Origin of the sequence: Frankia sp. CcI156 (assembly GCF_001983015.1) — a bacterium.
Taxonomy (GTDB): Bacteria; Actinomycetota; Actinomycetes; order Frankiales; family Frankiaceae; genus Frankia; species Frankia casuarinae.
In genome coordinates this window covers 163339-186175 of sequence record NZ_MOMD01000011.1, presented here as the reverse complement: position 1 = coordinate 186175, position 22837 = coordinate 163339, and the positions used below count along the sequence as shown (strand labels likewise).

Annotated in this window: 18 protein-coding genes; 15 read left to right on the top strand and 3 right to left on the bottom strand. The window is 67.8% G+C overall.

What is annotated here, in order from left to right:
• Positions 1-7: 7 nt before the first annotated feature.
• On the bottom strand, positions 8-1774 hold the full coding sequence (locus tag CcI156_RS05260; RefSeq protein WP_076804557.1) for a GAF domain-containing protein: 1767 nt from the start codon (positions 1772-1774) through the stop codon (positions 8-10).
• Between the two features lie 102 nt (positions 1775-1876).
• On the opposite strand from CcI156_RS05260, the gene CcI156_RS05255 reads away from it, so the two are divergent.
• The 12 genes from CcI156_RS05255 (at position 1877) to CcI156_RS05200 (ending at position 16829) form a co-directional block, all read left to right on the top strand.
• Positions 1877-3214, top strand: a complete 1338-nt coding sequence (locus tag CcI156_RS05255) for an acetyl-CoA hydrolase/transferase family protein (protein ID WP_076804514.1) — start codon at positions 1877-1879, stop codon at positions 3212-3214.
• Positions 3215-3695: 481 nt separating this feature from the next.
• Positions 3696-4994: a glycosyltransferase family 4 protein gene (locus CcI156_RS05250; RefSeq protein WP_371681760.1), complete on the top strand. Its 1299-nt coding sequence runs from the start codon at positions 3696-3698 to the stop codon at positions 4992-4994.
• The gene (gene rfbF, locus CcI156_RS05245) at positions 4991-5764 is read left to right on the top strand and encodes a glucose-1-phosphate cytidylyltransferase (protein WP_076804510.1); all 774 of its coding nucleotides are present in this window, start codon (positions 4991-4993) and stop codon (positions 5762-5764) included. The genes CcI156_RS05250 and rfbF overlap by 4 nt, the downstream gene beginning before the upstream one ends.
• A gap of 5 nt (positions 5765-5769) precedes the next feature.
• Positions 5770-6810 (top strand): NAD(P)-dependent oxidoreductase, encoded by a 1041-nt coding sequence (locus CcI156_RS05240; protein ID WP_076804555.1) that lies wholly within the window; start codon positions 5770-5772, stop codon positions 6808-6810.
• 102 nt (positions 6811-6912) lie between these two features.
• Positions 6913-8103 (top strand): class I SAM-dependent methyltransferase, encoded by a 1191-nt coding sequence (locus CcI156_RS05235; protein WP_076804509.1) that lies wholly within the window; start codon positions 6913-6915, stop codon positions 8101-8103.
• Complete coding sequence (locus CcI156_RS05230) at positions 8104-9348, top strand: class I SAM-dependent methyltransferase (protein ID WP_076804507.1); 1245 nt, start codon at positions 8104-8106, stop codon at positions 9346-9348.
• 174 nt (positions 9349-9522) lie between these two features.
• Positions 9523-10491 carry a glycosyltransferase family A protein gene (locus CcI156_RS05225; RefSeq protein ID WP_254847277.1) on the top strand — a complete coding sequence of 323 codons (969 nt, stop codon included), beginning with the start codon at positions 9523-9525 and terminating at the stop codon, positions 10489-10491.
• 186 nt (positions 10492-10677) lie between these two features.
• On the top strand, positions 10678-11445 hold the full coding sequence (locus tag CcI156_RS05220) for a Wzz/FepE/Etk N-terminal domain-containing protein (protein ID WP_076804502.1): 768 nt from the start codon (positions 10678-10680) through the stop codon (positions 11443-11445).
• A gap of 34 nt (positions 11446-11479) precedes the next feature.
• The gene (locus tag CcI156_RS05215) at positions 11480-12949 is read left to right on the top strand and encodes an O-antigen ligase (RefSeq protein ID WP_011436008.1); all 1470 of its coding nucleotides are present in this window, start codon (positions 11480-11482) and stop codon (positions 12947-12949) included.
• Between the two features lie 107 nt (positions 12950-13056).
• Complete coding sequence (locus CcI156_RS05210; protein ID WP_076804553.1) at positions 13057-14550, top strand: lipopolysaccharide biosynthesis protein; 1494 nt, start codon at positions 13057-13059, stop codon at positions 14548-14550.
• Positions 14551-14584: 34 nt separating this feature from the next.
• A complete protein-coding gene (locus CcI156_RS05205) occupies positions 14585-15775 on the top strand; it encodes a glycosyltransferase (protein WP_076804501.1) in 1191 nt (396 codons plus the stop codon).
• A gap of 385 nt (positions 15776-16160) precedes the next feature.
• The gene (locus tag CcI156_RS05200) at positions 16161-16829 is read left to right on the top strand and encodes a right-handed parallel beta-helix repeat-containing protein (RefSeq protein WP_254847276.1); all 669 of its coding nucleotides are present in this window, start codon (positions 16161-16163) and stop codon (positions 16827-16829) included.
• A 43-nt stretch (positions 16830-16872) separates the two neighbouring features.
• Here CcI156_RS05200 and CcI156_RS05195 read toward each other — a convergent pair whose 3' ends face one another.
• Positions 16873-17832 carry a glycosyltransferase family 2 protein gene (locus tag CcI156_RS05195; RefSeq protein WP_023840916.1) on the bottom strand — a complete coding sequence of 320 codons (960 nt, stop codon included), beginning with the start codon at positions 17830-17832 and terminating at the stop codon, positions 16873-16875.
• 756 nt (positions 17833-18588) lie between these two features.
• Here CcI156_RS05195 and CcI156_RS26590 point away from each other — a divergent pair.
• The 3 genes from CcI156_RS26590 (at position 18589) to CcI156_RS05180 (ending at position 21039) form a co-directional block, all read left to right on the top strand.
• Positions 18589-19107: a glycosyltransferase gene (locus CcI156_RS26590; RefSeq protein WP_206745251.1), complete on the top strand. Its 519-nt coding sequence runs from the start codon at positions 18589-18591 to the stop codon at positions 19105-19107.
• 263 nt (positions 19108-19370) lie between these two features.
• Positions 19371-19853 carry a YdcF family protein gene (locus CcI156_RS05185; protein ID WP_131728911.1) on the top strand — a complete coding sequence of 161 codons (483 nt, stop codon included), beginning with the start codon at positions 19371-19373 and terminating at the stop codon, positions 19851-19853.
• Positions 19854-20097: 244 nt separating this feature from the next.
• The gene (locus CcI156_RS05180) at positions 20098-21039 is read left to right on the top strand and encodes a glycosyltransferase family 2 protein (RefSeq protein WP_076804492.1); all 942 of its coding nucleotides are present in this window, start codon (positions 20098-20100) and stop codon (positions 21037-21039) included.
• Here the strand turns inward: CcI156_RS05180 and CcI156_RS05175 are convergent.
• Positions 21036-22568 (bottom strand): sugar transferase, encoded by a 1533-nt coding sequence (locus CcI156_RS05175; protein WP_254847275.1) that lies wholly within the window; start codon positions 22566-22568, stop codon positions 21036-21038. The two genes, CcI156_RS05180 and CcI156_RS05175, sit on opposite strands and share 4 nt — an antisense overlap.
• Positions 22569-22837 lie beyond the last annotated feature (269 nt).

Sequence of the window (22837 nt, the reverse complement as noted above, 5' to 3'; positions counted from 1 at the left end):
GGACGGGTCAGCTAGTCGGCACCGACCAGCGCAGCTGGGTGCCGCCGTCGGGGCCCGGGCCGAGTTCGAAGGTCCCGCCGAGATCCCGCGCCCGGGCCCGCATGTTCGCCAGCCCGCTGCGGCGGGTGGTAGGGCCGATGCCGACCCCGTCGTCCACCACGTCGACGGTGACGGCGCCGCTCGCGGCGGTCACGGTCACCTCGACACTGCTCGCCTTGGCATGCCGGGCGGCGTTGGACAGCGCCTCGCGCACGACCGCGATCAGATGGTCGCCGACKGTAGAGCCGATCATCGTGTCCACCGGYCCGTCCAGCCGGACCCGCGGGGTGAAGCCGAACGCGCCGGTCATGTCGTCGATGACGCCCAGGATCTGCGCCCGCAGGCCGCTGCCCGTCGCCGGTGCCGCCCGGCCCCGCAGCTCGAAGATGGTGTGGCGGATCTCCCGTACCGTCTCGTCGAGATCCTCCACGTAGGTGTTCATCCGTTCCGCCCGGGTGGGCCGCTCCTCGCTGGCCGCGAGGCCCTGCAGGCCCATCGCCACCGCGAACAGGCGTTGCATCACGTGGTCGTGCAGGTCGCGGGCGATCCGGTCGCGGTCCTCCAGCAGGGACAGCCGGCCGCGTGCGGCCCGGGAGCGGGCGAGTTCCAGCGCGAGCGCGACGTGCGCGGCGAACGCGGCCGCCAGCTCCAGGTCCGCGTCTGTGAACAGGTCACCGCCCCGGCGCCGGGCGAGGATCAGCGCCCCGGACGTGACATGTGACGTGATCAGYGGAACGATCATCGTTGGCCCGATGTCGAGGTCGTGGACCTCGGATTCGGCCAGTTCACGGACGTCGGCGACGACCAGCGGCGCATGGTCGCATAMCGCGCGGCCGGCCAGCGAGCTCTCTATCGGTACCCGTCGGCCCCGCAGCAGGTCCGCGTCCTGCCCGGCGGCGACGTCGAAGGACAGCTCGGTCGCCGTCTCCGACCCGAGGGCCAGCGCCGTCGTGTCCGCGCGGGCGACGTYGCGGGCCCGCTGGACGATCAGCTCCAGCGGGTCGTCGCCGTCTGCGAGCAGATGCCGGGTGATGTCGGCGGATGCCTGCGACCACTGCTGGCGATGCTGGGCCTCCCCGAACAGCCGGGCGTTGTCGATCGCCACACCGGCGTTCGCGGCCAGCGCGAGCGCCAGCTCCTCGTCCTCCGCGGTGAACACCCGACCGCCGCGTTTCTCAGTGAGGTAGAGATTGCCGAAGACCTCGTTGCGGACCCGGATCGGCACCCCGAGGAAGGCCCGCATCGGTGGATGGCCCGGGGGGAAACCGACCGCCTGGAGGTGGTCGGCGATGTCGTCGAGGCGCACCGGCCGCGGTTCCGCGATGAGCAGGCCCAGCACGCCGTCTCCCCGGGGCAGCCGCCCTATCGTCTCGACGAGTCCCGGGTCCATCCCGACGTGCACGAACTGTTCGAGCCGACCGTCGCGGGAGATTACCCCGAGCGCGCCGTAGCGGGCGTCAACCAGCTCGCACGCGGACTCGACGATGCGCCGTAGCACCACGTCGAGACTGAGGTCGGCGGTGACCATCCGGTTGGCCCGCAGCAGGCCGTGCAGCCGGCTTTGAGTGGCCAGAACGTCCTGGGCCCKGTCCACCAGCTGGGCGAGAAGCTCGTCGAGCTCGAGCCGAGCGACCGCGGGAAAGATCAGCTCTCCCGGCGGTCCCGGAGACGGCGCGGTGCCGGCCAGATCGGAGGTCCCTTCGTCCGCGGAGGCGAGGTCCCGTTCGGACTCCATGTTCTCAAGACGATAACCGACCGGGCCTGGGCCGKCATGATCCGCGGGATGAGGCGATGACCATTCTTCGCTGGCCGCGCACCGGTACGCCACCATGCGGGTATGGATATCGTCAGCGAGGCGGAGTTCGGTCGCCGCATCGAGACCCATCTCGCCGCGGGTTCCGGTGTGGGCGGTGGAGCCGGTCCTCGTGGAGCCGGAGCCGGTACGGGGGTAGCCGGTCCTGGCCGATGGCGGTCGGCCACGCCGCGGGTCGTGGCGGCGGGGAACTTCGCCACCCCGCTCGTCGCGTTGCGTGTGATCGACGCGGTGGTGAGTGAATACCGCCTCTTTATGATCAACGCTCAGGGTGGCGTGCCGGAACGCGGCGGCGTGACGCCGGAGACCGCGTTCGTCGGCCCGGCGATGCGCAACGTGCCCGGCCTCGACTACCTGCCCAACCGGCTCAGCCTCGTGCCTCGCCTGCTCGCGACCACCCACCGGCCCGACGTCGTCGTGTTGCACGCCAGCGTGCCCGACGGGGGGAAGGTCTCGCTCGGCACCGAAGTCAACATCCTGCCGGCCGCGGTCGAGGCGGCCCGCGCGCACGGGGGACTGGTGGTCGCCCAGCTCAACCCGGCGATGCCCTACACCTTCGGCGACGGTGAACTGAGCATCGATGACGTCGACCTCGCCGTGGAGGTGGAGCAGCCGCTCGCCAGCCCCGCGGTCACGCCCGTCGACGACGTCCGCGGGCAGATCGGCGAGCGGGTCGCCGCGCTCGTCGAGGACGGGGCGACCCTGCAGCTCGGCATCGGCGGTGTCCCGAACGCCACGCTGTMGGCYCTCGTCGACCGGCGGGATCTGCGCGTGTGGACCGAGACCTTCTCCGATGGCATGCTCGCGCTCGAAGCCTCCGGCGCGCTGGCCGCCGGGACACCGCTGCGGACCTCGTTCCTGTTCGGGTCGGCCGAGCTCTACTCGTGGGCGCACCGCAATCCGCGGCTGCTGCTGGTGCGCACCGAAATCGTGAACGACCCGGGGGTCATCGCCCGGCAGCCGCGGATGACCTCGATCAACACCGCGCTGCAGGTGGATCTGTATGCGCAGGCGAACGCGTCCTGGATCCGCAACCGCATCTACTCCGGCTTCGGTGGGCAGTCCGACTTCGTCGTCGGCGCGCTGCACGCGGCCGACGGCAAGGCGATCATCGCCCTGCCGAGCCGGCATGCCCGGTCGGGGGATTCCTGTGTGCTGCCGCGGCTCACCAGCCCGGTCACCAGTTTCCAGCACAGCTACGTCGTGTCCGAGAACGGGACCGCGGCCGTGTGGGGGCGCGGCCAGCACGAACAGACCGCCCGACTCATCGACCACGTCGCCCACCCCGACGCCCGAGCCGGCCTGACGGAGGCGGCCGGGTCGCTGGGACTGCTCGCCGGCCGCGCATCGTCAACCGTCTGATCCGGGACCGTCTGATCCGATGATCGTCTGATTCGGTAAGCTGACCAGAAAGCCGAGGAACGCACGACAAGTCACCGGGTGGTCCGCCGCCAGGAGCGGCTTTGCGTCAAAAAGCGCGAGAGTKCCCCGGGCGTTAAAGACGCGAACACGGCATCCATGGCGGCCATGGCTGCCGCCGTCAAACAGCATGGCTGGAATAAGCCGCCCCCAACGGTCAGTTCTGTCGTTCCTGCGTCGAGAATCGGCCGAGCCCGGTCCCAAGACGCGACACGCAAGTTTTTCAATCGCCGGTGACGCCCAGGCCGACCGCTAGCCTCGCCATGACGGAAAGGAAAGGATAGGTCCACCGTCCGCGGGCAACGGGGTCGTTCATCTTCGGGAGAAAAATGTGGGACAGACACGCGACGGGACTATCTCGTTGGCTACGGGCGCGAATACTCTCACGTCGGCGCCTGACACCGACTCGACCGAATCTCCCGACATCGGCGACGCAGGACGGGTTCTGATCGTAGTTCAGAACCTGCCGATTCTGATCGACCATCGGACGTGGCAGGAATGCCAGGCGCTTCGCAACCAGGGCTACCAGGTTGCCGTAATATGCCCACGGGGCCCGGGGCAGCGGCGTCACCAGATCGTTGACGGTGTCAGCATCTGGACGTATCGTGGCGCACCCCGGACCCAGGGTGTGCTCAGTTACGTCTTCGAGTTCGGCTACTGCTGGGTGCGAACCGCTGTCCTGTCCGTCGCCGTGGCCCGCCGGCACGGATTCGACGTGATCCAGGCATGTAACCCGCCGGACACGTACTGGGCGCTCGCGCTGTTCTACAAGCCATTCGGCAAGAAGTTCGTCTTCGACCATCATGATCTCTGTCCGGAACTCTATCGCTCACGGTTCGGTAAGGACGGGGGGCTGTTGCTCCGCGCGTTGCTGCTGCTTGAACGGATGAATCAGCGGGTCGCTGACCACGTGATCGTGACCAACGAATCTTACCGGCGGCTGGCCCTGACCAGGGGGCGGCTGCCGTCGGAACGGGTGACCGTCGTCCGAAACGGACYGGACCCCGAACTGATGAAGCCCGCCGCGGAGCGGCCCGAATTGCGGCGCGGCCGGCAGCACCTTGCCTGTTATCTGGGAATAATGGGCCCGCAGGACGGTGTCGACCGACTCCTCGATGCCATACATCACTATGTCCACGTTCTCGGGCGCACCGACTGCGCCTTCGCCCTGCTGGGATTTGGTGACTGTCTGGACGATCTGCGGAAACAGTCGAGCCGGCTCGGTCTCGACGACTGGGTCGAGTTCACCGGGCGGGCCGACGACCAGATGATCCGGGACTACCTGTCCACCGCCACGGTCGGATTGTCGCCGGACCCGCGGAGCCCGCTGAACGAGGTGTCCACCATGTCCAAGACGCTCGAATACATGGCCTATGCGCTGCCGGTGGTGGCCTATGACCTGACCGAGACCCGGGTGAGCGCCGAGGACGCCGCCGTCTATGTACCCTCCGACACGGTGGCGGACTTCGCCCGGACCCTCGCCGAACTGCTGACGGACCCGGACCGACGCCGGACCCTTGGCGCCCGGGGTCGGGAGCGCATTGTGAACGAACTGTCCTGGCGGTATTCGGAGCCCCGCTACGTCGGGGTCCACGACCGGCTACGTGGTCGYCAGGCCGGCCACCCCAGTATCCCGGTCCCTCGTCAGGGCGGCTTGACCCGCGTGAGCGGCTCGGCAGCGCCGGTTCACGCGACCGGCTCCCGGGAACGAGCGGAACGATGAAGGTCGGTATTCTTGCCGGCGGTCTGGGCAGCCGGTTGGCGGAGGAGACGGTCATCAAACCCAAACCGATGATCGAGATCGGCAACCGGCCGATCATCTGGCACATCATGAAGTACTACGCTCACTTCCAGTTCACCGATTTTACGATCGCCCTGGGGTATAAAGGCGAATATATCAAACGCTGGCTGGTGGACTACGCGGCGCTGACCAGCGATCTCACGGTGTCGCTTCGGCAGAGCGCTGTGGAGCGGCACGGGGGTACCTCGGAGGATTGGCGGGTAAATCTGGTCGACACCGGTCAGAATACCGCCACCGGCGGTCGTATCAGGCGACTCGCGCCCTGGCTCGGTGACGCGGGGACGTTCATGTTRACCTGGGGGGACGGCGTAGCGGACATCGATCTCAACGCGTTGCGCGACTTCCACCGCTCGCATGGCAGGATCGCCACGCTGACCGCCGTGCGGCCACCCGCCCGGTTCGGTCACCTCGAGCTGGCCGGGGACCAGATTGTGGAGTTCTCGGAGAAACCACAGGCCGGTGAGGGCTGGATCAACGGTGYCTTCTTCGTCCTGGAACCGCAGGTCTTCGACTACATTGCCGGCGACGACACCCAGTTCGAGAAGGAGCCCCTTGAGAGGCTCGCCAAGGACGGTCAGCTCATGGCGTATCGGCATGGCGGCTTCTGGCAGTGCATGGACACGGTACGCGACCGCAAACTCCTGCAGTCACTGTGGGATGGTGGCTGTGCGCCCTGGAAGGTATGGGACTGAGCTCGATGCGTATTCTGGTCACCGGACACGACGGATATATAGGAACCCGTCTCATCCCGCTCTTCCGGGCTGCCGGACACGATGTGGTGGGTCTGGACAGCGGACTGTTCTCCGGGTGTACCCTCGGACCCGATCCGGACTTCGTGCCGGCGTTGAAACTTGATATTCGGGACGTCCGGCCGTCCCAGCTGGAGGGTTACGACGCGGTGGTCCATCTGGCGGGCATATCCAATGATCCGCTGGGTGATCTGAACCCAGCCKTGACCTATGACATCAACRCCCGGGGGACGTTGCTGGTTGGGCGTGCCGCCAAGGCCGCGGGCGTACCGCGTTTCGTCTTCTCGTCCTCGTGCAGCCTCTATGGTGCGCACGGAGACGCGCCCATCGACGAGTCGGCCGAGTTTCATCCGGTGACTCCCTACGGCGAGTCAAAAGTGATCGCCGAACGAGAGCTCGCCGAGCTTGCCGATGACGATTTCAGCSCGGTCTTCCTGCGTAACGCCACGGCGTACGGCGTCTCACCCCGACTGCGTGGTGATCTTGTGGTGAACAATCTCACCGGCTACGCGGTGACGACCGGCGAGGTTTACCTCAAGAGCGACGGGACGCCGTGGCGGCCGCTGGTACACATCGAGGACATCGCCCGGGCGATGCTCGCCGTGTGCGAGGCGCCCCGCGAGAAGATCCACCTCAAGGCCTACAATGTCGGCCGGTCGGCGGAGAACTATCGGATACGCGACGTGGCCGCGATCGTCGAGGAGGTCGTGCCGGGCGGCCGGGTGGTCTTCGCGGACACGGCCGGGCCGGACAAGCGGAACTACCGGGTGGACTGCGACCGTATCGCCGAGGAGATACCGGGATTCCGGCCGGTGTGGACCGTCCGCAAGGGGGTCGAGGAGCTCTACCTGGCCTACGTCGCCGCCGGGCTGACCAAGGAGGAGCTGATCGGCTCCCGCTTCCAGCGGATCCAGCGCATCCAGCAACTCATGGCGGACGGTCTGCTCGACGTCACCCTGCGGTCGGCCGCACCGATGCGGGTGCCATGAGCGTGCTCGGCCGCCGCTGCCGCGGCTCGACATACCTGCGGCGACGTACCCGCGGCGGGGCTGCCGGTTCATCCTTCCCGTTCCGACACCGAGGGTCGTTCCATGACTGACCAGTCCACCGCCTGCCCCGCCTGCGGCGGTTCCCGTCTCACCTCCGTCTATACAAAGGACGACGTCCCGTCGCACAGTTGTCTGCTGCTGGCCGACGAGGACGAGGCCCGGGCGTTCCCGAAGGGTGATCTGCGGATCGCCTTCTGCGAGCGCTGCGGCTTCATCATGAACACGGCCTTCGATCCGACCAAGAATCAGTACTCCGCCCGGTACGAGGAGACGCAGGCATTCTCCACCCGATTTCAGGAGTTCGCGCGGGACCTCGCCAAGCGCTGGACCRACAAGTACGATCTGTACGGGAAGACGGTCCTGGAGATCGGGTGCGGCAAGGGTGAGTTTCTCGTCCACCTGGTGGAGCAGGGTGCCGGCGCCGGCATCGGGATCGACCCGGGTGTCCGGCCCGAGCGCATCACCAGCCCGGTTGCCGGCCGGCTGACCTGGATCACGGACCTCTACTCCGAGCGGTATGCGCACCTGACCGCCGATGCCGTCGTGTGCCGGCACACCCTGGAGCACATCGCGCCGGTCGGCGACTTCATGCGGATGATCCGGGCCGCGCTCGGTGACCGGACCGATATCCCGGTCCTCTTTGAGCTGCCGGACGTCCTGCGGGTGCTGCAGGAGGCGGCGTTCTGGGATGTGTACTACGAGCACTGCTCCTATTTCAGCGCCGGTTCGCTGGCGAGGTTGTTCCGAGCTACCGGGTTCGAGGTGCTCGACGTCTCCCTCGACTATGACGATCAGTACCTGCTGATCGAGGCGCGGCCGTCCACCGTTCCGGCGGCCGGTGACCCGCTGCCGATCGAGGACGACCTGGCCACCCTGCGCGTCGGGGTACGGCACTTCCAGCGTGAGGTGGCCACGACGCTGAACCGGTGGAGCGAGATGCTGTGGCGCGGGCACCAGCGCGGCGAAAAGGCGGCGATCTGGGGTTCGGGCTCCAAAGGTGTGTCGTTTCTGGCGACCCTCGGCCCGGCCGCCGACCTGGTCCGCTACGCCGTCGACATCAACCCGCACAAACACGGCATGTTCATGGCGGGCARCGGCCACCGTATCGTCCCGTCCGAGTGGCTGCGGGAAGATAGGCCGGATCTTCTGATCATCATGAATCCGATCTATCGTGACGAGATCGCGGGGGAGTTGACCCGGCTGGGCGTCGACACCGAGCTGAGGGCCGTCTGAGTGAGCAATGTCTGTCTGGTGAGCAACGTCTGTCCGGTGACCAATGTCTGTCCGGCATGCCAGGGCACCGCGCTCGAAGACCTGGTACGTGTTGAGYGTTCGCCGGTGATGACCGGCGTGCTGTGGCCGTCGCGGGAAGCCGCCATGACCGCGCAGCGCCGTGCTCTGGAGCTGTCGCTGTGTGCCGAGTGCGGCACCGTGGTCAATGTCGCGTTCGAGGCCGGCCTCGTCGAGTACGGCGGCGAGTATGACAACTCGCTGCACTTCTCGCCCGCCTTCCGGGCGTACGCCGAGGCGTTGGCGGACCGTCTGATCGTCCGGCATAACCTGGTGGGGCGGGAGGTTGTCGAGATCGGGTCGGGCAAGGGGGACTTCCTGCGCCTGTTGTGTGCCCGGGGACTGTGTGCCGGAACCGGGTACGACCCGACCTACATCGGCCCCGAACGTGCCGACGACGCCGCGGTGACCTTTGTGGTCGACCTGTACGGTTCGCGCTATTCCCATCTCCCGGCGGATCTTGTCGTCTGCCGGCACGTCCTCGAGCACGTGTCCGATCCACTGGGCTTTCTGACCGATATCCGCAATGCGCTGGGCGGCCGGGACGCGTCGCTGTATCTCGAGGTGCCCAACGGCGGCTTCGTCCTCGGCGAGGCGGGGGTGTGGGACTTCATCTACCCGCACGTGTCGTACTTCTCGCCGGCTGGACTTCGGCGGGTGGTGAGCGCGGCCGGGTTCACCATCACCGACGCCGGAACATCCTACGGTGACCAGTTCCTCTGGATCGAGGCCAAGACGGCGCCGACGACCCGTCCGTCCGGTCGGATCGGACCGGCCGCCGGCGAGGACGTGGTGGCGACGGACCGCTTCGTGGTCCAGGCCAGAAAGTTCGGTGACGTCTACCGGGAGGTTGTCGGGCGCTGGTCCGCGCATCTCGCCGACCTGGCGAYGGACGCCGATTCCGCCTGGGACGCGCCGCGTGCGCTGGTCTGGGGCGCGGGGTCCAAGGGGGTGGCATTCCTCAACGTGTTGGACGTCGGTTCCGCCGTGCGGGGAGTCGTCGACCTCAACCCGCGGAAGAGGGGCCTGTTCGTGCCCGGCACCGGGCATCCGGTGTTGRCACCCGAGGACCTGTCGGTGGAGCGGGTGGGGCGCGTTTTTCTTCCGAATCCGCTGTATCTGGACGAGGTGCGCGGCCGGTTGGCGGAACTGGGTGTGCCCGCGGAGGTCGTGCCACTTAGCAGCTGACAATCTCGTCAGCAGAGGTTCGGCTCCGGTCGGACGGAGGGACGATGGAGAATGGCCATACCTATCGACAGCGGCACCCAGGACGAGGCCCGACCCAAGGGACCTGATCGCCAGGCGGGGCGTGGTGTCGTGGGGCGTGATGTTGTGGGGTGTGATGTTGTGGACCGTGGTGTTGTGGGGCCCGGTGTCCCGTCACCCCACCCGGACGCCCGGCCGCTCGTGACGGTGGGACTACCCGTCTTCAACGGGGAGAACTTCCTGGCTCGGGCGCTGGAGTCGATCGTCGTGCAGGACTACCCGAATCTTCAGATCGTCGTCGCCGACAACGGCAGCACCGACCGAACCGAGCAGATCTGCCGGGAATTCGTCCGCCGGGATCCGCGGATCGAGTACCACCGGAGTMCGGTGAACCGCGGCGCGGCCTGGAACTACAACCGGATCGTCCACCTCGCCGCGGGAACCTACTTCAAGTGGGCCGCCCATGACGACCTCTGCGCCCCCGCGTTCGTCAGCCGGTGCGTCGAGGCCCTGACTGCCGCGTCGTCCGCCGCCGTCCTGGCCTACCCCAAAACGGCGCTCATCGACCTGAACGATACGGTGACCGGTGGCTTCGAGGATGGGATGAACCTGTGTGAGCCGACGCCGCACGAGCGTCTGCGACACTTCCTGTCGACCCGTACGGAATACCATCCGGTATTCGGCGTCATACGGGCAGAAGCGCTCCTGAAGACGGATCTCATCGGAAAGTACGTCGGTTCAGACGTGGTTCTCCTGGCGCAGCTCGCCCTGGGCGGCCAGTTTGTCGAGGTGCCCGAACGCCTGTTTCTCAGGCGTTTCCACGAGAATACTTCTATGAATGCCAACCCAGATGCCGCGGAACGCGCTCTGTGGTTTGACCCGCACCGGCGGGCGCCGTCGCTGCCGATGGTGGAGAAGACCATCAGGATGGTTCACGTGATCCTGTCCCACGACCGGCTCGACCGGGCCGAGCGGGCTCGCTGCCTGGCGGTTCTGGGGCGGCAGTGGGCATTGCCCCATGCTCGGCACATGGGTGGCGAGGTACGCGCGGCATTCGGGACCCGAATCGGGACCCGAATCGGGACACGAATCGCCGCGAAGTTCCCCTCCCAGCGGTCCAGGTAGCGCGGCGACACGCGGGTCGGCCTGCATATCGGCGCGGCGCAGGGCGACTACATTGAATCGGTCCAGGCTGATGATGGGATCGGTTCAGGTGCATGAATCCTTGGAGCCCCGAATGACAGAACCTTCCGGTCATGGTGCGGACCAGGCCTCGCCGTCGGCGTCGTCGGCTTACCGGGGGAGTCCGACATGGACATCGTGACGGTCTCCAGAACGGCGTTCCGCCGATGGTATGTCATGCTTCCGATCCTGCTCGCCACGGCGGCCGCAATCGGGATCACGATGTCTGTCGCCAAGCCCGTCTACCAGACGAAGGCCATGGTCCTCGTGGTCGGCCCGTCGGTGGAGCAGAAGCTCGCCGCATCCTCCTCCGGTTCCGGGTTTATCCTGCAGCCCGTCAACCCGCTTTCCTACTTCGGCGATTCGCTCAAGTCGCTGGCTCTCACGGAGTCGAAGATCATGGACTCTCGCCAGGTACGGGAGGAGATCCGTTCGGCTGGATTCCATGGTGACTACGAGATCTCGGTGCAACCGGAGACGGTATTCCTCGACATAACGGCCACGGCCGCCGATCCCACCGAGGCCACTCGCACCCTGGATCAGGTGGTAYGTGTGATCACCGCGAAGTCGAACGGCCTGCAGTCTGCTGTGCCGCCGGACCAGCGTTACCGGATAGCGCCGCTGTCCGAGCCGCCGCTGATGAGCGTGCGGCCCGCCCGCAGCCTCAAGCTGCTTGGCACCGTCGCGTTCCTCGGCGTAGCGGCGGCGCTGGGGCTGGCGCTTGCCGTCGACGCCGAGGTCGGGCGCCGGGCCCGGTCACGGTCACGGGCGGAGCATTACGGTGCCGCCCGGGCAGGCGCCAGCCGCGGCCGGGGTCGGCGCGGACGGCACGCACTGCCCGAAGATTCCATGGCGGGCACTCGACGGGTCGCCTGGCGGTTCGAGGCGAATCGGTGAGAGGCGAACCGGTGATCAGCGGGCTGGTGGCCGGATGACCGCCGGCTCTCTCGTCGGCCGGGCGGCGCCGGGGGTCGGGCCGTTCGGTACCGGCCAGGCACCCGGCGTCGCCGGGCCGGTGCTCGCCGCGGTCGCGTTCGGATCCGCCACCGTAGCGGCGGCGATGGTGCTCGGGCCGGTCGGGCCGGCCGTGGTGCTGGCCGTCCCGGCCGTGGCGGTACCCCTGCTGGCGAGTCGGCGGGACGCGGTGACGCTGCTGACATCGATGGTCTTCGTTCTCTTTGCCGTGCCGGCGACCTACCGGCTCCCCCCGCTGGGGAAGCTGACCGTGCCCGTCGGCCTCTGCTGTCTTGCCGGCTGGCTGGTTCACCAGGCCGCACGACGTGCCCGCTTCGACCCGGTGTTCCAGCCGGTGCGGGCCGCGACGCTGGTACTCGTATGGGTTCTCACGCTCAGTTTCGCGATGATGTTCACCCGCGTGGTGGAGGCGACAGAGGTCAGCTCCGCTCATCGCAGTCTCGTGACGGTGGTGGCACAGGCCGGGGTGACGCTGTTGGCCGCCGATGCGATCCGGTGCCGGACCCGGCTGGACAGCCTGCTGCGCCGGGTGGTGCTGGGCGCCACCTTCATGGCCGCCATCGGCGGGATCGAGTTTCTGACCGGTCGTAACTACAGCGCCGTCCTGGTCCCCCCGGGACTGTCGCTCAGTCCGGACGTCGATCGCATTGACGTCCGGTCCGGCTTCGAGCGGGTCGCCGCGACGGCCGTGCATCCGATCGAGTTCGGGGTTGTCCTGGCCGTGGTGTTGCCGTTGGCCCTGCACTACGCCATTGCCGCCCGCGGGTGGGCGCGGGTCGGTGCCTGGGCCCAGGTCGCCGTCATCGGGGCCGTCCTGCCGATGAGCGTCTCGCGAAGCACCGCCGTGAGCCTCGCCGTGGCGATCCTGACCCTGACGGCGATCTGGCCGGTTCGCCGCCGCCTCAACGGCCTGCTGGCGCTGGCCGGGTCCGTCCTCGTCCTGCACACGGTKTTTCCCGGTCTGATCGAGGCGACCGTCTCGCTGTTCCTGCGGGCCGACGCGGACCCCAGCGTGACCGGCCGCACCGAGGACTATGCCCCGGTCTGGAAGTTGTTCACGCAAAGGCCGCTCCTCGGCCGTGGGCTGGGCACGTTCACCCCCCACCAGTACTTCTACCTTGACAATCAGCTACTCGGCTCGGTGCTGGAGACCGGAGTCGTCGGGACAACCGTGCTGCTGGTCTGGGTCGCCGTCGGTCTCTCGGTGGCCCGTGGGGCGCGGCGGTGGGCCCGGGAACAGCGTGACCGGGAGCTCGGCCAGGCGTTGACGGCCTCGATCCTCGCCGGGGTCGCCAGTTTCCTCACCTTCGACGCCCTGAGCTTCGCGTTGCTCGCCGGCCTGCTGTTCCTGCTCATCGGCTGCGCCGGAGCACTCTGGCGGATGACCGCCGCACCGGCGGTCCTGGCCCCCGGGGGGCAGCGGTGACCCAGCCGGCCGTGACCCAGCCGGCCGTGACCCGGTCGGCCGCCCCGTCGGGGGCGAGGGAGACCGTGGCGGAACCGTCGCCGCCCCGTCGGGCGCCGCGCGGTTCGATGGCCAGCGGCGCCCGGTGGATGTCGGTGAACCAGGTTGTCGTGCAGGTCACCCGCCTGCTGGTCCAGGTCGTCCTGGCGCACCTGCTCGAACCGCGGGCGTTCGGTCTCATGACGATGGCGCTGGTCATCGTGATGTTCCTCGAAATTCTGCGGGGTTTCGGGACCGGCATGGCGGTCGTCCAACGAGACAAGATCAGCGAGCGGCTGCTCAGCAGCGTCTTTTTCCTCAATATCGGGCTTGGTCTGGTCATCTCGGGCCTGCTGGCGTTGCTGGCGCCCGGCCTGGCCAGCCTGTACGGCGACTCGGCGCTGACGCCCGTGCTCCAGGTCCTGGGCCTCGGCCTGCTGCTCGCCAGCCTCGGTGACCTGCAACAGTGGCTGCTCCGCCGGGAGATGAAGTTCGGTGCCGTCGCCGCGGCGAACATCATCGGGACGGCGGCCAACGCGGCCTGCTCGATCGTGCTCGCTCTGCTGGGCTACCAGGTGTGGTCACTGGTCATCGGCTATCTGGTCGGATTCGGGGTCACCACCCTCGTCGCGTGGCTGCAGTCGCCGTGGCGTCCCAGGGCCTCGTTCAGCCCCGCCGAGGTCAGGTCCGTGCTGCGTTTCAGCGCCAACCTGAGCGGGTTCAGCGTCTTCAACTTCTTTCWGCTGCACGGCGACAAGGTGATTGTCGGGCATTTCCTCGGAGCCCAGCAGTTGGGCTACTATGGCCTGGCGCAGCGGGTGCTCATGTATCCGGTGAGCACTGTTTCCACGGCGTTTCAGGAAGTCATGTTCGCCGGTCTTTCCCGGCTCCAGAACGATCACTCCGCGATCCGCCGGGTCTATTTCCGGTCATGYGCGGTCGCCGCTCTGGTCTGTTTTCCGGTCATGGCTGGACTCACTGTCGTCGCGCGCGACGTCGTCCTGGTCGTGCTCGGCGCGCGCTGGGAACGGCTGGTGCCGCTCATCTGGCTGCTCGCCCCGATCGGCGGCATCCAGTCGGTGAGTTTCAGCGTCGGAGTCCTCTACAACGTGAAGGGAAGAACCGACCTGCTGCTGCGCTGGGGAATCTTCTCCGGCCTGCTGATGCTCGGCAGCTACTTCGCCGGCCTGCCGTGGGGAATCAACGGGGTCGCGGCGGCGTACGCCATCGTGATCGTCCTCCTGCTGCCGCCCGGCTTCGCGATTCCCTTCAGCCTGGTGGACGCGAAGCCGCGCGAGCTGGTCACCGCGGTCTGGCCGCACGTCGTGGCGACCGCGGGGACCGTCGCCGTGATGGCCGCCGTCCAGTGRCTCACCCACGGGTTCCGGCTCGCCCGCCCGGTGTGCCTGTTGGCGAGCGTGCTGGCTGGTGCCGCGACCTACGTCGTGATCACGTGGAGGCAACGTCCACCCGCGTTGGCGGACCTACTGCAGTGCGTCCGGCGCGCGAGCGCCGRCTCGGGGCAGCCTGCTTCGGCGTCGTCGCGCAGAGACGGCGCGCTGGGCCCGACGGCTCACGGGTGAACCCGATGGCTCAACGGTGAAGGAGTTCACTCTTATGAAAGACGCCCCCACGGCGGATCAGCGGGACGTGGTGCTGGCCCTGCCGATCGAGACGCTCCAGGACATGGCGATCAGGGCGTACATGCGTCCTCCCGATCGTCTCCTGCTAACCCTGCTGCGATCGCCCCGGGTCCGGCGCGTGGTGGTGGCCGAGCCGTTCCGGAGCCATCTCGGTACGGTGCTGCGGGGCGGCCGGAGCACCGTCCTGCCACCGTCCGGTGGCGTTGAGGGGCATCTGGTGTCGCCGCAGCGGTGGCGCCGCAAGGACCCGGTGACGCTGCCGTCGCTGCGGGCGGCCTATCGGCGGTATGACAGGAGGCTCGGCCGGGCCGCGGCCCGAGCCGGCTGTAAACGACCCGTCGTGATCACCATGTATCCGCCGCTGGCGGGCTTTGCCGACATGTCCTGGGCCGGCTCGGTCATGTACTACGCCCGGGACGACTGGGCGACCTACCCACCGCTACGGCGGTGGCATCCGGCCTTCCGGCATGCCTACGAGGAGATCCGGCGCCGGCGGCTGCCGGTCATCGCGGTGTCCAGGCCGCTGCTGGAACGCCTCCATCCCACCGGTGCCGGGCTGGTCGTGCACAACGGTGTCGATCCGGCCGAGTGGCTGCGCCCGCCGTCCCCGCCGGACTGGCTCCGGCGCCTCCCGCGGCCGTGGTGCGTGTATGCGGGCACCGTCGACACTCGCCTCGATCTGGACATGATTCGCCGCCTGGCGTCGGCCGGCACCGTGATTCTGGCCGGCCCCATCCCGGACGAGGCCTCCGTCCGGTCGCTGCGGTTGCTGCGGTCGGTGCGGTTGCCTGGGCATCTGCCCCGGYCGGCCGTGACCGGTCTGATCGCCGCGGCCGACGTGTGCCTGCTCACCCACCGGAGCACTCCGTTGACCGAGGCCATGGACCCCATCAAGATCTACGAATATCTGGCGGCCGGGCGTCCCGTCCTCGCCACGGACCTCGCCCCGGTTCGGGGCATCGGGCGGCGGGTCCGGCTGCTGCGCCCGGGGGACGATCCGGTGGCGGCGATGAACGAGGTCCTGATCTGGCCGGCCGTCACGGAGGCTGACCGGCTGGATTTCGTCGCGGACAACAGCTGGTCCGCTCGGCACGTCGCCTTCCTGGACTTCGTCCTTGGCCCGGCCGCGCCGGCCGAATCCCGTCTTCTGGCGGTGCAGGCGTAGACCGGCTGGCGGTCCTCGCTCGGGTCTGCGGACCCGCGAAAAGAGCCGGTATGGCGCGGCCTCCGGCTCAGTGGGATATCCCTGGAAGGATTCGATGGCTCGCGCTGAGTTGACCAATCGACGCCGGTATGTCCTGATTGGATCCGTGGCGATGCTTGCGGTGCTGGTGGCGGGCGGTGGGCTGCTGGTCGCCCTTCGCTCGAGAGGCGGGCCCGCGCGGACGGCGGGCGCACCGGCCCCCGCCACTGTCCCGGCCGGGGTTTCACCGGATGGCGCTGCCGCGACCCGYGGCCTACCAGGGGACGACCAGGCCGCGGCCCGAGGATGCGACCGCAAGCCGGACGCCTCGAACACCGGCCCCGCGCCCGGATCCYGGTTCCAGCCGATGCCCGCCGGGAAACTGGCCACTCCCGGACAGGTACTGGAGAACAAGGAGTTCTCCGGACTCATCGACATCTACGCCGACAACGTGACGATAAGAAACTCGATCGTCCACGATGGCATCCGCGTGCGCGGAAGCCACGTGCTGATCGATCACGTGGCGACAAGTGGGATTGCGATCAGCGGTGGCACCGGTCACGTCATCCAGTACAGCAATCTTTCCGGTGGCGACGACGGCTTCCACATCTCGTCCACGCTCGAACCGGTTTCCGGCGTCATCATCCGCCATAACTACGTCCACGACCGAAGGCCGCCGAAAGGGGCCCACACCGACGGCATCCAGGTCCGCGGCGTCCGGAAACTGAGTGTGGTGTGCAACAACATCGACCTCTCCCCGTACGACAAGACCCAGACAGCCGTCGTCTTTCTGGAGTGGGCGAACGGAGGCAACCGTGACGTGGTCGTCGACCACAATTGGTTGAACGCCGGCGGAACGACGCTCGTGGTCGCCGCCAAGAATCTCCGCGTGACGGACAACCGTTTCGGCCGCGGCTTCCGCTGGAATGTCTGCCGGCTGGGCAACGACGATGCCGGTAGGAGCACTTTCTTCAGTGCCGGGAATGTCTGGGCGGACAACGGCCGGCCGGTGGTCCTGTGTGGCCAGACCCGATGACCTGTGTGGCCGGACCCGATGTGTGGCCGGACCCGAAGTAAGGTCAGGGACACGACGTCGACGTTGACGGTGCCGGGCTGCCTCCGCGGCTGCTGCCGTCACGCTCCCACGTGCCGAGGTCCCCGCGACGCACCTTCCGGCGGGCGAGCACCTTCGCCACGGTGGAGACCGCGAGGTACGCCGGCGCCGCGCCGAGCAGGCGGGGCTCGGCGCGGACCACCCTGAGCCAGTCCACGGACCCGCCGACGATGCCACGACCATCCTTCGTGGAACCGCCCGCGGGCGCCAGCCCGAGGGCGCGCAGTTGGGCGTTGCCGGCGAAAACCCGGCTCTTTTGTCGAACGAGGTCGCGTGCGGTCCGGGCCGGATGTACGACGAAACAGGTGCCGTCGACCGTGGATCGCTCATCCGGTGCGAACCGGTGATAGAGGAAGAAGTCATCCGCGATTGCGTCCGGGAAACGATCGAAACAGGCCCGGCCCTGCTCGCTCACTCCGATGACCCCACCGATTCGGCCGTTGCGCACATAGGGCAGCCGCAGCCAGATGCGGTAGTAGTCGCGTACTACACGGCTCGTGCCGGCAAGACGGATTGTCAGGTGCGGTGATGCGGCCAGTGCCGGGCCGGTCCGCAGCACGTCGGCCACCTGTAGCAGGTCGGCGCCGGACACCTCCAGGTCGGCGTCCACATAGAATCGCGGGAAGGTGGTGACCTCGGCGTCGCCAAGGTTCAGCGCGGCCGCCTTGCCGGCCTTCGCGGTCTCCACGCAGCGGACACCTCGGTCGCGGACCCGACGGGCGGTCTCGTCGGAGCAGCCGTTGGCGACCACGACGATCTCCAGGTCCTCGGGGGCGGCGCCGTCGGCGAGCCGGTCAAGGCAGCGGCCGATCACGGCCGCCTCGTTATAGGCCGGAATGACGACGCTTGCGCGCGCATGCTTATAGTGCGCCGGGGTGGCGGGGGTTTTTCCGCTCACCCGGTCGGCGCGATCTGACTGTTGCATGACAAAATCCACGGTCTGATCACCCCAGGCCGGCGCCGGCCCGCGCGACGCAGTCGTATTCAGGTAGGCGGGCGGCACACACGGTAGACCATCGTGACCGGACCGGGCGCGTGCGTGGGGACCCGACGACACTTCCCGTGGTGACGCCCGGCGCTGGCGATGAGAACTCTCGTGAACTACCAGAACTTAGGTGGACTAATGGTCGAATGTAATCTTGCGCTTCACTACAGCGGCGGCCTTGACGCGAACAAGTGGCGCGAGCGTCACGGTCGCGGCGAGGTTCCGGACGCTCTTCCGTATGGGTTCGATCGGTTGGCGCGCTATTCAGTGAAAGTCTCTCCGGTTAGCTTGCGGGTATCCCGGGACGCGTTCTTCGTTCGTGGTCCGCGTATTTTCGGCGGCTATGAGTGGGTGGAGACCGCGGCCTCCCGCCGAACGGTCGGTGGCTCGGACGTCGTCTTGTGCTGGGACGAGCGGGTCGGGGTCCCGGCGGCGCTGATGGCGGGAACGCGAAACCATCCCCCCGTCGTGACCGGCGTGATCTGGCTGGCCGATGTCGCCGGTCGACGGCCCGGCTCGCTGAAGATCGCCCGTTGTGCCCTGCGAAGGTCCAGCCGGATATTTACGCTTTCCACCRCCCAGATTCCGCCGCTCCGAACGCAGCTGGGCATTCCTGAAGGACGTTTCTCGCACGTCCTGTTCGGGGTCGACTCCACATTTTTCCGGACCTCTGTCAACCCTCCGAAGAAAGGGCTCGTGGTGAGTGTCGGAAATGATCGGCACCGCGACTTCGAAACGTTGATCCGCGGCCTGTCCCAGGGGTGGAGCAGGCTGGCGGAGCTGAGGCTGGCGGAGCTGAGACTCGAGCTGGTGACAGCCCGAAACGTGGCCGTGCCACCGTGGCTCGGCCGGCGTCGGAACCGTCTTACTCTTCCCGAGGTGAGCGATCTGTACAGGGCCGCGTCGATGGTGGTCGTCTGCCTCCGGCCCAATCTTCACGTGAGCGGCGTAACCGTCGTGCTGGAGGCGATGGCCAGTGGTCGTCCCGTCGTGGTGACCGATACCCCCGGCATCCGGGACTACGTCGATCACGGCCGTACCGGGATTCTCGTTCCGCCCTACGACACCGATGCGCTCGCTGAAGCGGTCGTGCATCTGGTGCTCGACCCGGACCGGGCGGCCGCGCTCGGTGCGGCCGCCCGCCTGGACGTCGAGCATCGCCTGAACACGGAAGCTCAGGCCCGCCGGTTCGCGACTTTGTTGAGAGAGCTCTAGCCCAGCCCGGAAAACGGAGAATCCGTGGTCAGGAGAAATACCGACAGATGGGCGTTCGGGACCGGCCGGGGTCCTCGGGCACCGACGGTTTCCTCGGTCGTGGTCGGACACCGGCATGTTTGAATGACGGTGTGGTTTCCGCTGCGTCGTCACCGCCGGCCGGTGAGCGGGGGTCATCCGGTCCCCCGCCGGGGGCGGGCCGGGCTGCGCGCCACCGGCGGGGACGAGCGGGGCGACGCCGGCTCATCGTGATGCTGTTCGCGGTGTTCCTGGCAGGTTTCACCGCGCTTACCCTTCGGCTGTTCGTATTCCCCGCCGCCGACGTGCCCGTCCAGGCGGACGCCATCGTCATGTTGGCGGGTCCGGGGGACAGAACCGGCAAGGCGATCGAGTTGGCCCGTACCGGTTACGCTCCCGTCCTCGTGATGTCCACCCCAGGGACGCGGGGGTGCTCGGCCCACGAGGCACCGAAGGCGGAGGTGATCTGCTTTTCTCCGCACCCGGTGACTACGCGGGGCGAGGCGCGGGCAGCCGCTGAGCTCGCCGCCCGACATGGCTGGACCAGGATCCTCTTCGTCACCGGCCGCGCGCAGGACACCCGCGCCCGCATCCGCATCAGCCGCTGCTTCCACGGTGATCTGCGGGTCACTGTGGTCGGTCCGCGTCGCCTCCGGGAATGGCCTTATGCGATCGCCTACGAGTGGGGCGCCCTCGCCAAGGCGCTGATCTGGCAGCGAAGCTGCTGACCCCGAGGAGCAGACCAGGAGACCGGGTGGGAATACTGGCCCACGTTGCGAGGATCCGGAATACGCCAGAAACGCCCGCCGGCCTGYGGTCGGATAACCAACCGAACGACAACCCGTCGTCTAGGGTGAGGCAGGAACTGGCGGCCGGGGCCAGCCGGCACGATTCGCGTTACGGCCGATGGCCGGACCACCACTGCCGACACAGATTACCTGGGTCACAGATTACCTGGGTCTGGAGAGGGAAATGGGCGTCGACGTCTCGATCCTGATCGTCTCGTACAACACCGGCGCGATGACGGCGGCATGCCTGGAGTCCTGTGCGGCCACGTCCGACGGCCTCGCGACCGAGATGATCGTCCTGGATAACGCCTCCACGGACGACTCCGTCTCGATCATCCGTGATCGGTTTCCCAGCGTGAACCTGATCGAGCAGAGGACGAACCTCGGCTTCGGTCGGGCGGTCAACCTCGCGGCTTCCCAGGCGAAGGGGGAGTACCTGCTCCTCCTCAACCCCGACACGGTGGTGCTCCCCGGCGCGGTCGCGAACCTGCTGGACTTTGCGCGGGCCAACCCTAGGCACGGCATCTACGGCGGTCGCACCCTCGGTCCAGACCACACCGTCGACCCCAGGTCGTGCTGGGCTGTTCCGACCGTCTGGAGCCATGTGTGCTTCGGCCTCGGACTGTCCACCGCCTTCCGGCGTTCGGCCCTGTTCGATCCCKAATCGATGGGACCGTGGCCTCGCGACACGGTTCGGACCGTGGGGGTGGTGACGGGCTGCCTGCTGCTCATCCCACGCGCGCTGTTCGAGCAGCTCGGTGGCTTCGACTCCCGTTTCTTCATGTACGGCGAGGACGTCGACCTGTCGATCCGGGCCCGCCGGGCCGGYCTGGATCCCGTGATCACACCCGCCGCGGTCGTGGTTCACCATGGCGGTGCGTCCTCCGCCGGATGGGCGGACAAGCACGTGCTGGTGATGACGGGCAAGGTGACATTGGCGCGGACCCATTGGACCGGGTGGCGCCGGACGGTGTGTCTGGCGATGCTGGTCCTCGGGGTGGCGCTGCGGGCGGCCCTCGCCACGGTAATCGGCCGGCCGGCCGGCACCGGGAGCGGCGGCTGGCGCGTCGTATGGACCCGGCGGGCCGACTGGCGGGCCGGCTATCCGCCCCTTCCGCCAGCCTAGAATGCGCCGGACCGCCGCAGCACGGCGCTAACAGTCCGGGCGATGATGGCGAGGTCGAGCATGATCGACCAATTCTCTACGTAGTAGAGGTCGAGTCGCACCCCGTCCCGCCAGGGCAGTTCTGAACGCCCATTCACCTGCCACAGTCCGGTCAGGCCGGGCTTGACCTTGAATCGACGGTGGACGGAGTCGTGATATTGAGCGACCTCTGCCGGCAGCGGCGGCCGCGGCCCCACCAGCGACATCTCGCCGCGGAGGACGTTGACGAGTTGCGGCAGCTCGTCGATCGACAGGTGCCGTAGCGTTCGTCCGACCCGAGTGACGCGGGGGTCGTCGCGAATTTTGAAAAGTGGTCCGTCGGCCTCGTTGCGCTCCTCCAGCGCTGCCCGGCGCCGTTCGGCATCCACGTACATCGTCCGGAACTTGAGGATCTGGAACTCGCGGCCGTCCTTACCCACCCGGGTCTGGCGAAACCATGCCGGTCCGGTGCTGTCAACCTGGATGGTCAACGCGACGAGAAGCAGCAGCGGGGACAGGGTAACGAGGGCCACGGCGGCAAGGACCCGGTCGAAGATGTCTTTGGCCACCTTTCGCCAACCGGTATAGACCGGGCTCTCCACGTGTAGCAGGGGGAGACCGGCGATCGGCCGCAGGGATACCCGCGGCCCGGCGATTCCGGCCATGCTCGACGCGATGACAAGATCGACACCGGTCCCCTCGAGGTCCCAGGCGATCCGCTTGGCGGCTTCGATGTTGACCGCCACAGACGAGGCGACCACCACCGTGTCGGCCATGGCGCGGGCGACGGTGGACCGCAGCGCCGGCAGGGCGCCGAGGACGGGAAAGGGAGAATAATCGGCCGAGTAGTCGTCCTGCCGGGGTAGACATGCGCCGACGATCTCGAATCCGGCTGCGGGTTCATATCGGAGCTCGCTGACGAGTTCGGCCACCGTGCTACGGTCGCCGACGACGACGACCCGGTGGCGGGCACGGCCGGCCCGCCGAGCCGCCACCAGCCGTCGGCGGGCGAGCATCCGACCGGTAATCAGCAGCAGTAGCCCCAGCGGCAGGACCACCAGACAGAACCCGCGAGCGACTTCTGCGCGCAGGACGTAGGAGAGGATCGCCGTCGTGCCCCACAGTCGGAATGTCGCGACGCTGATCCGCCGGTATTCCTCGGTTCCGATGCCCAGATATTTCGTCTGATAGGTGTCGGCGGCGCCGAGCATGGCGATCCAGCCCAGTCCGATACCTATCGCGACGGAAAGATATGACGCCCCGTGGACGGTTGGGTTCGCATTCATGCCGAACCGGAGGAGATAGGAACAGGTAAGCGCGACCGTGATTGCCGTGGCATCGATGATGAAGATTCTGGCGGTCAGCCTGACCTTCCACTCCGGCGGCCCGGCTGCCGGCGGCTCTGGTTGCCGTTGTCGCGGAATAGCCGGGACGGTCGYGTCCCGGGGCGTGGCYRCCACCGACGAGAGCACCGCGGGGTCCTCGTCCCGCCCCCCGGTCGAGTCAGACACCTCGGGCCTTCGTCGTGCGGTGTCCCCGGCCTTGGCCATATTGGTTGTTCTCCGCTCCATCGGATGGCAGTGGGTGTTCATAGTTGCTGCTGGATTGGACCTGGAACGATCCTTCTTCCGTAGCCAGCGAAGGTGAGCCAGTCGGTGAGCAGCCCCAGCGACCCGCCGGTCGTGGCGAACGTACGCACCTCAGTGGTCGCGCGTCCAGAACCCCGTCTGGACACCTCGTCTGAACGTGTATCGCTGCCGCGACCGTGTCCCGGTGAACG

Bases quoted from the DNA above. Each gene is read 5' to 3' on its own strand.
- CcI156_RS05200 (WP_254847276.1), top strand. From the start codon at position 16,161: ATGCCCGCCGGGAAACTGGCCACTCCCGGACAGGTACTGGAGAACAAG.
- CcI156_RS05195 (WP_023840916.1), bottom strand. From the start codon at position 17,832: ATGCAACAGTCAGATCGCGCCGACCGGGTGAGCGGAAAAACCCCCGCC.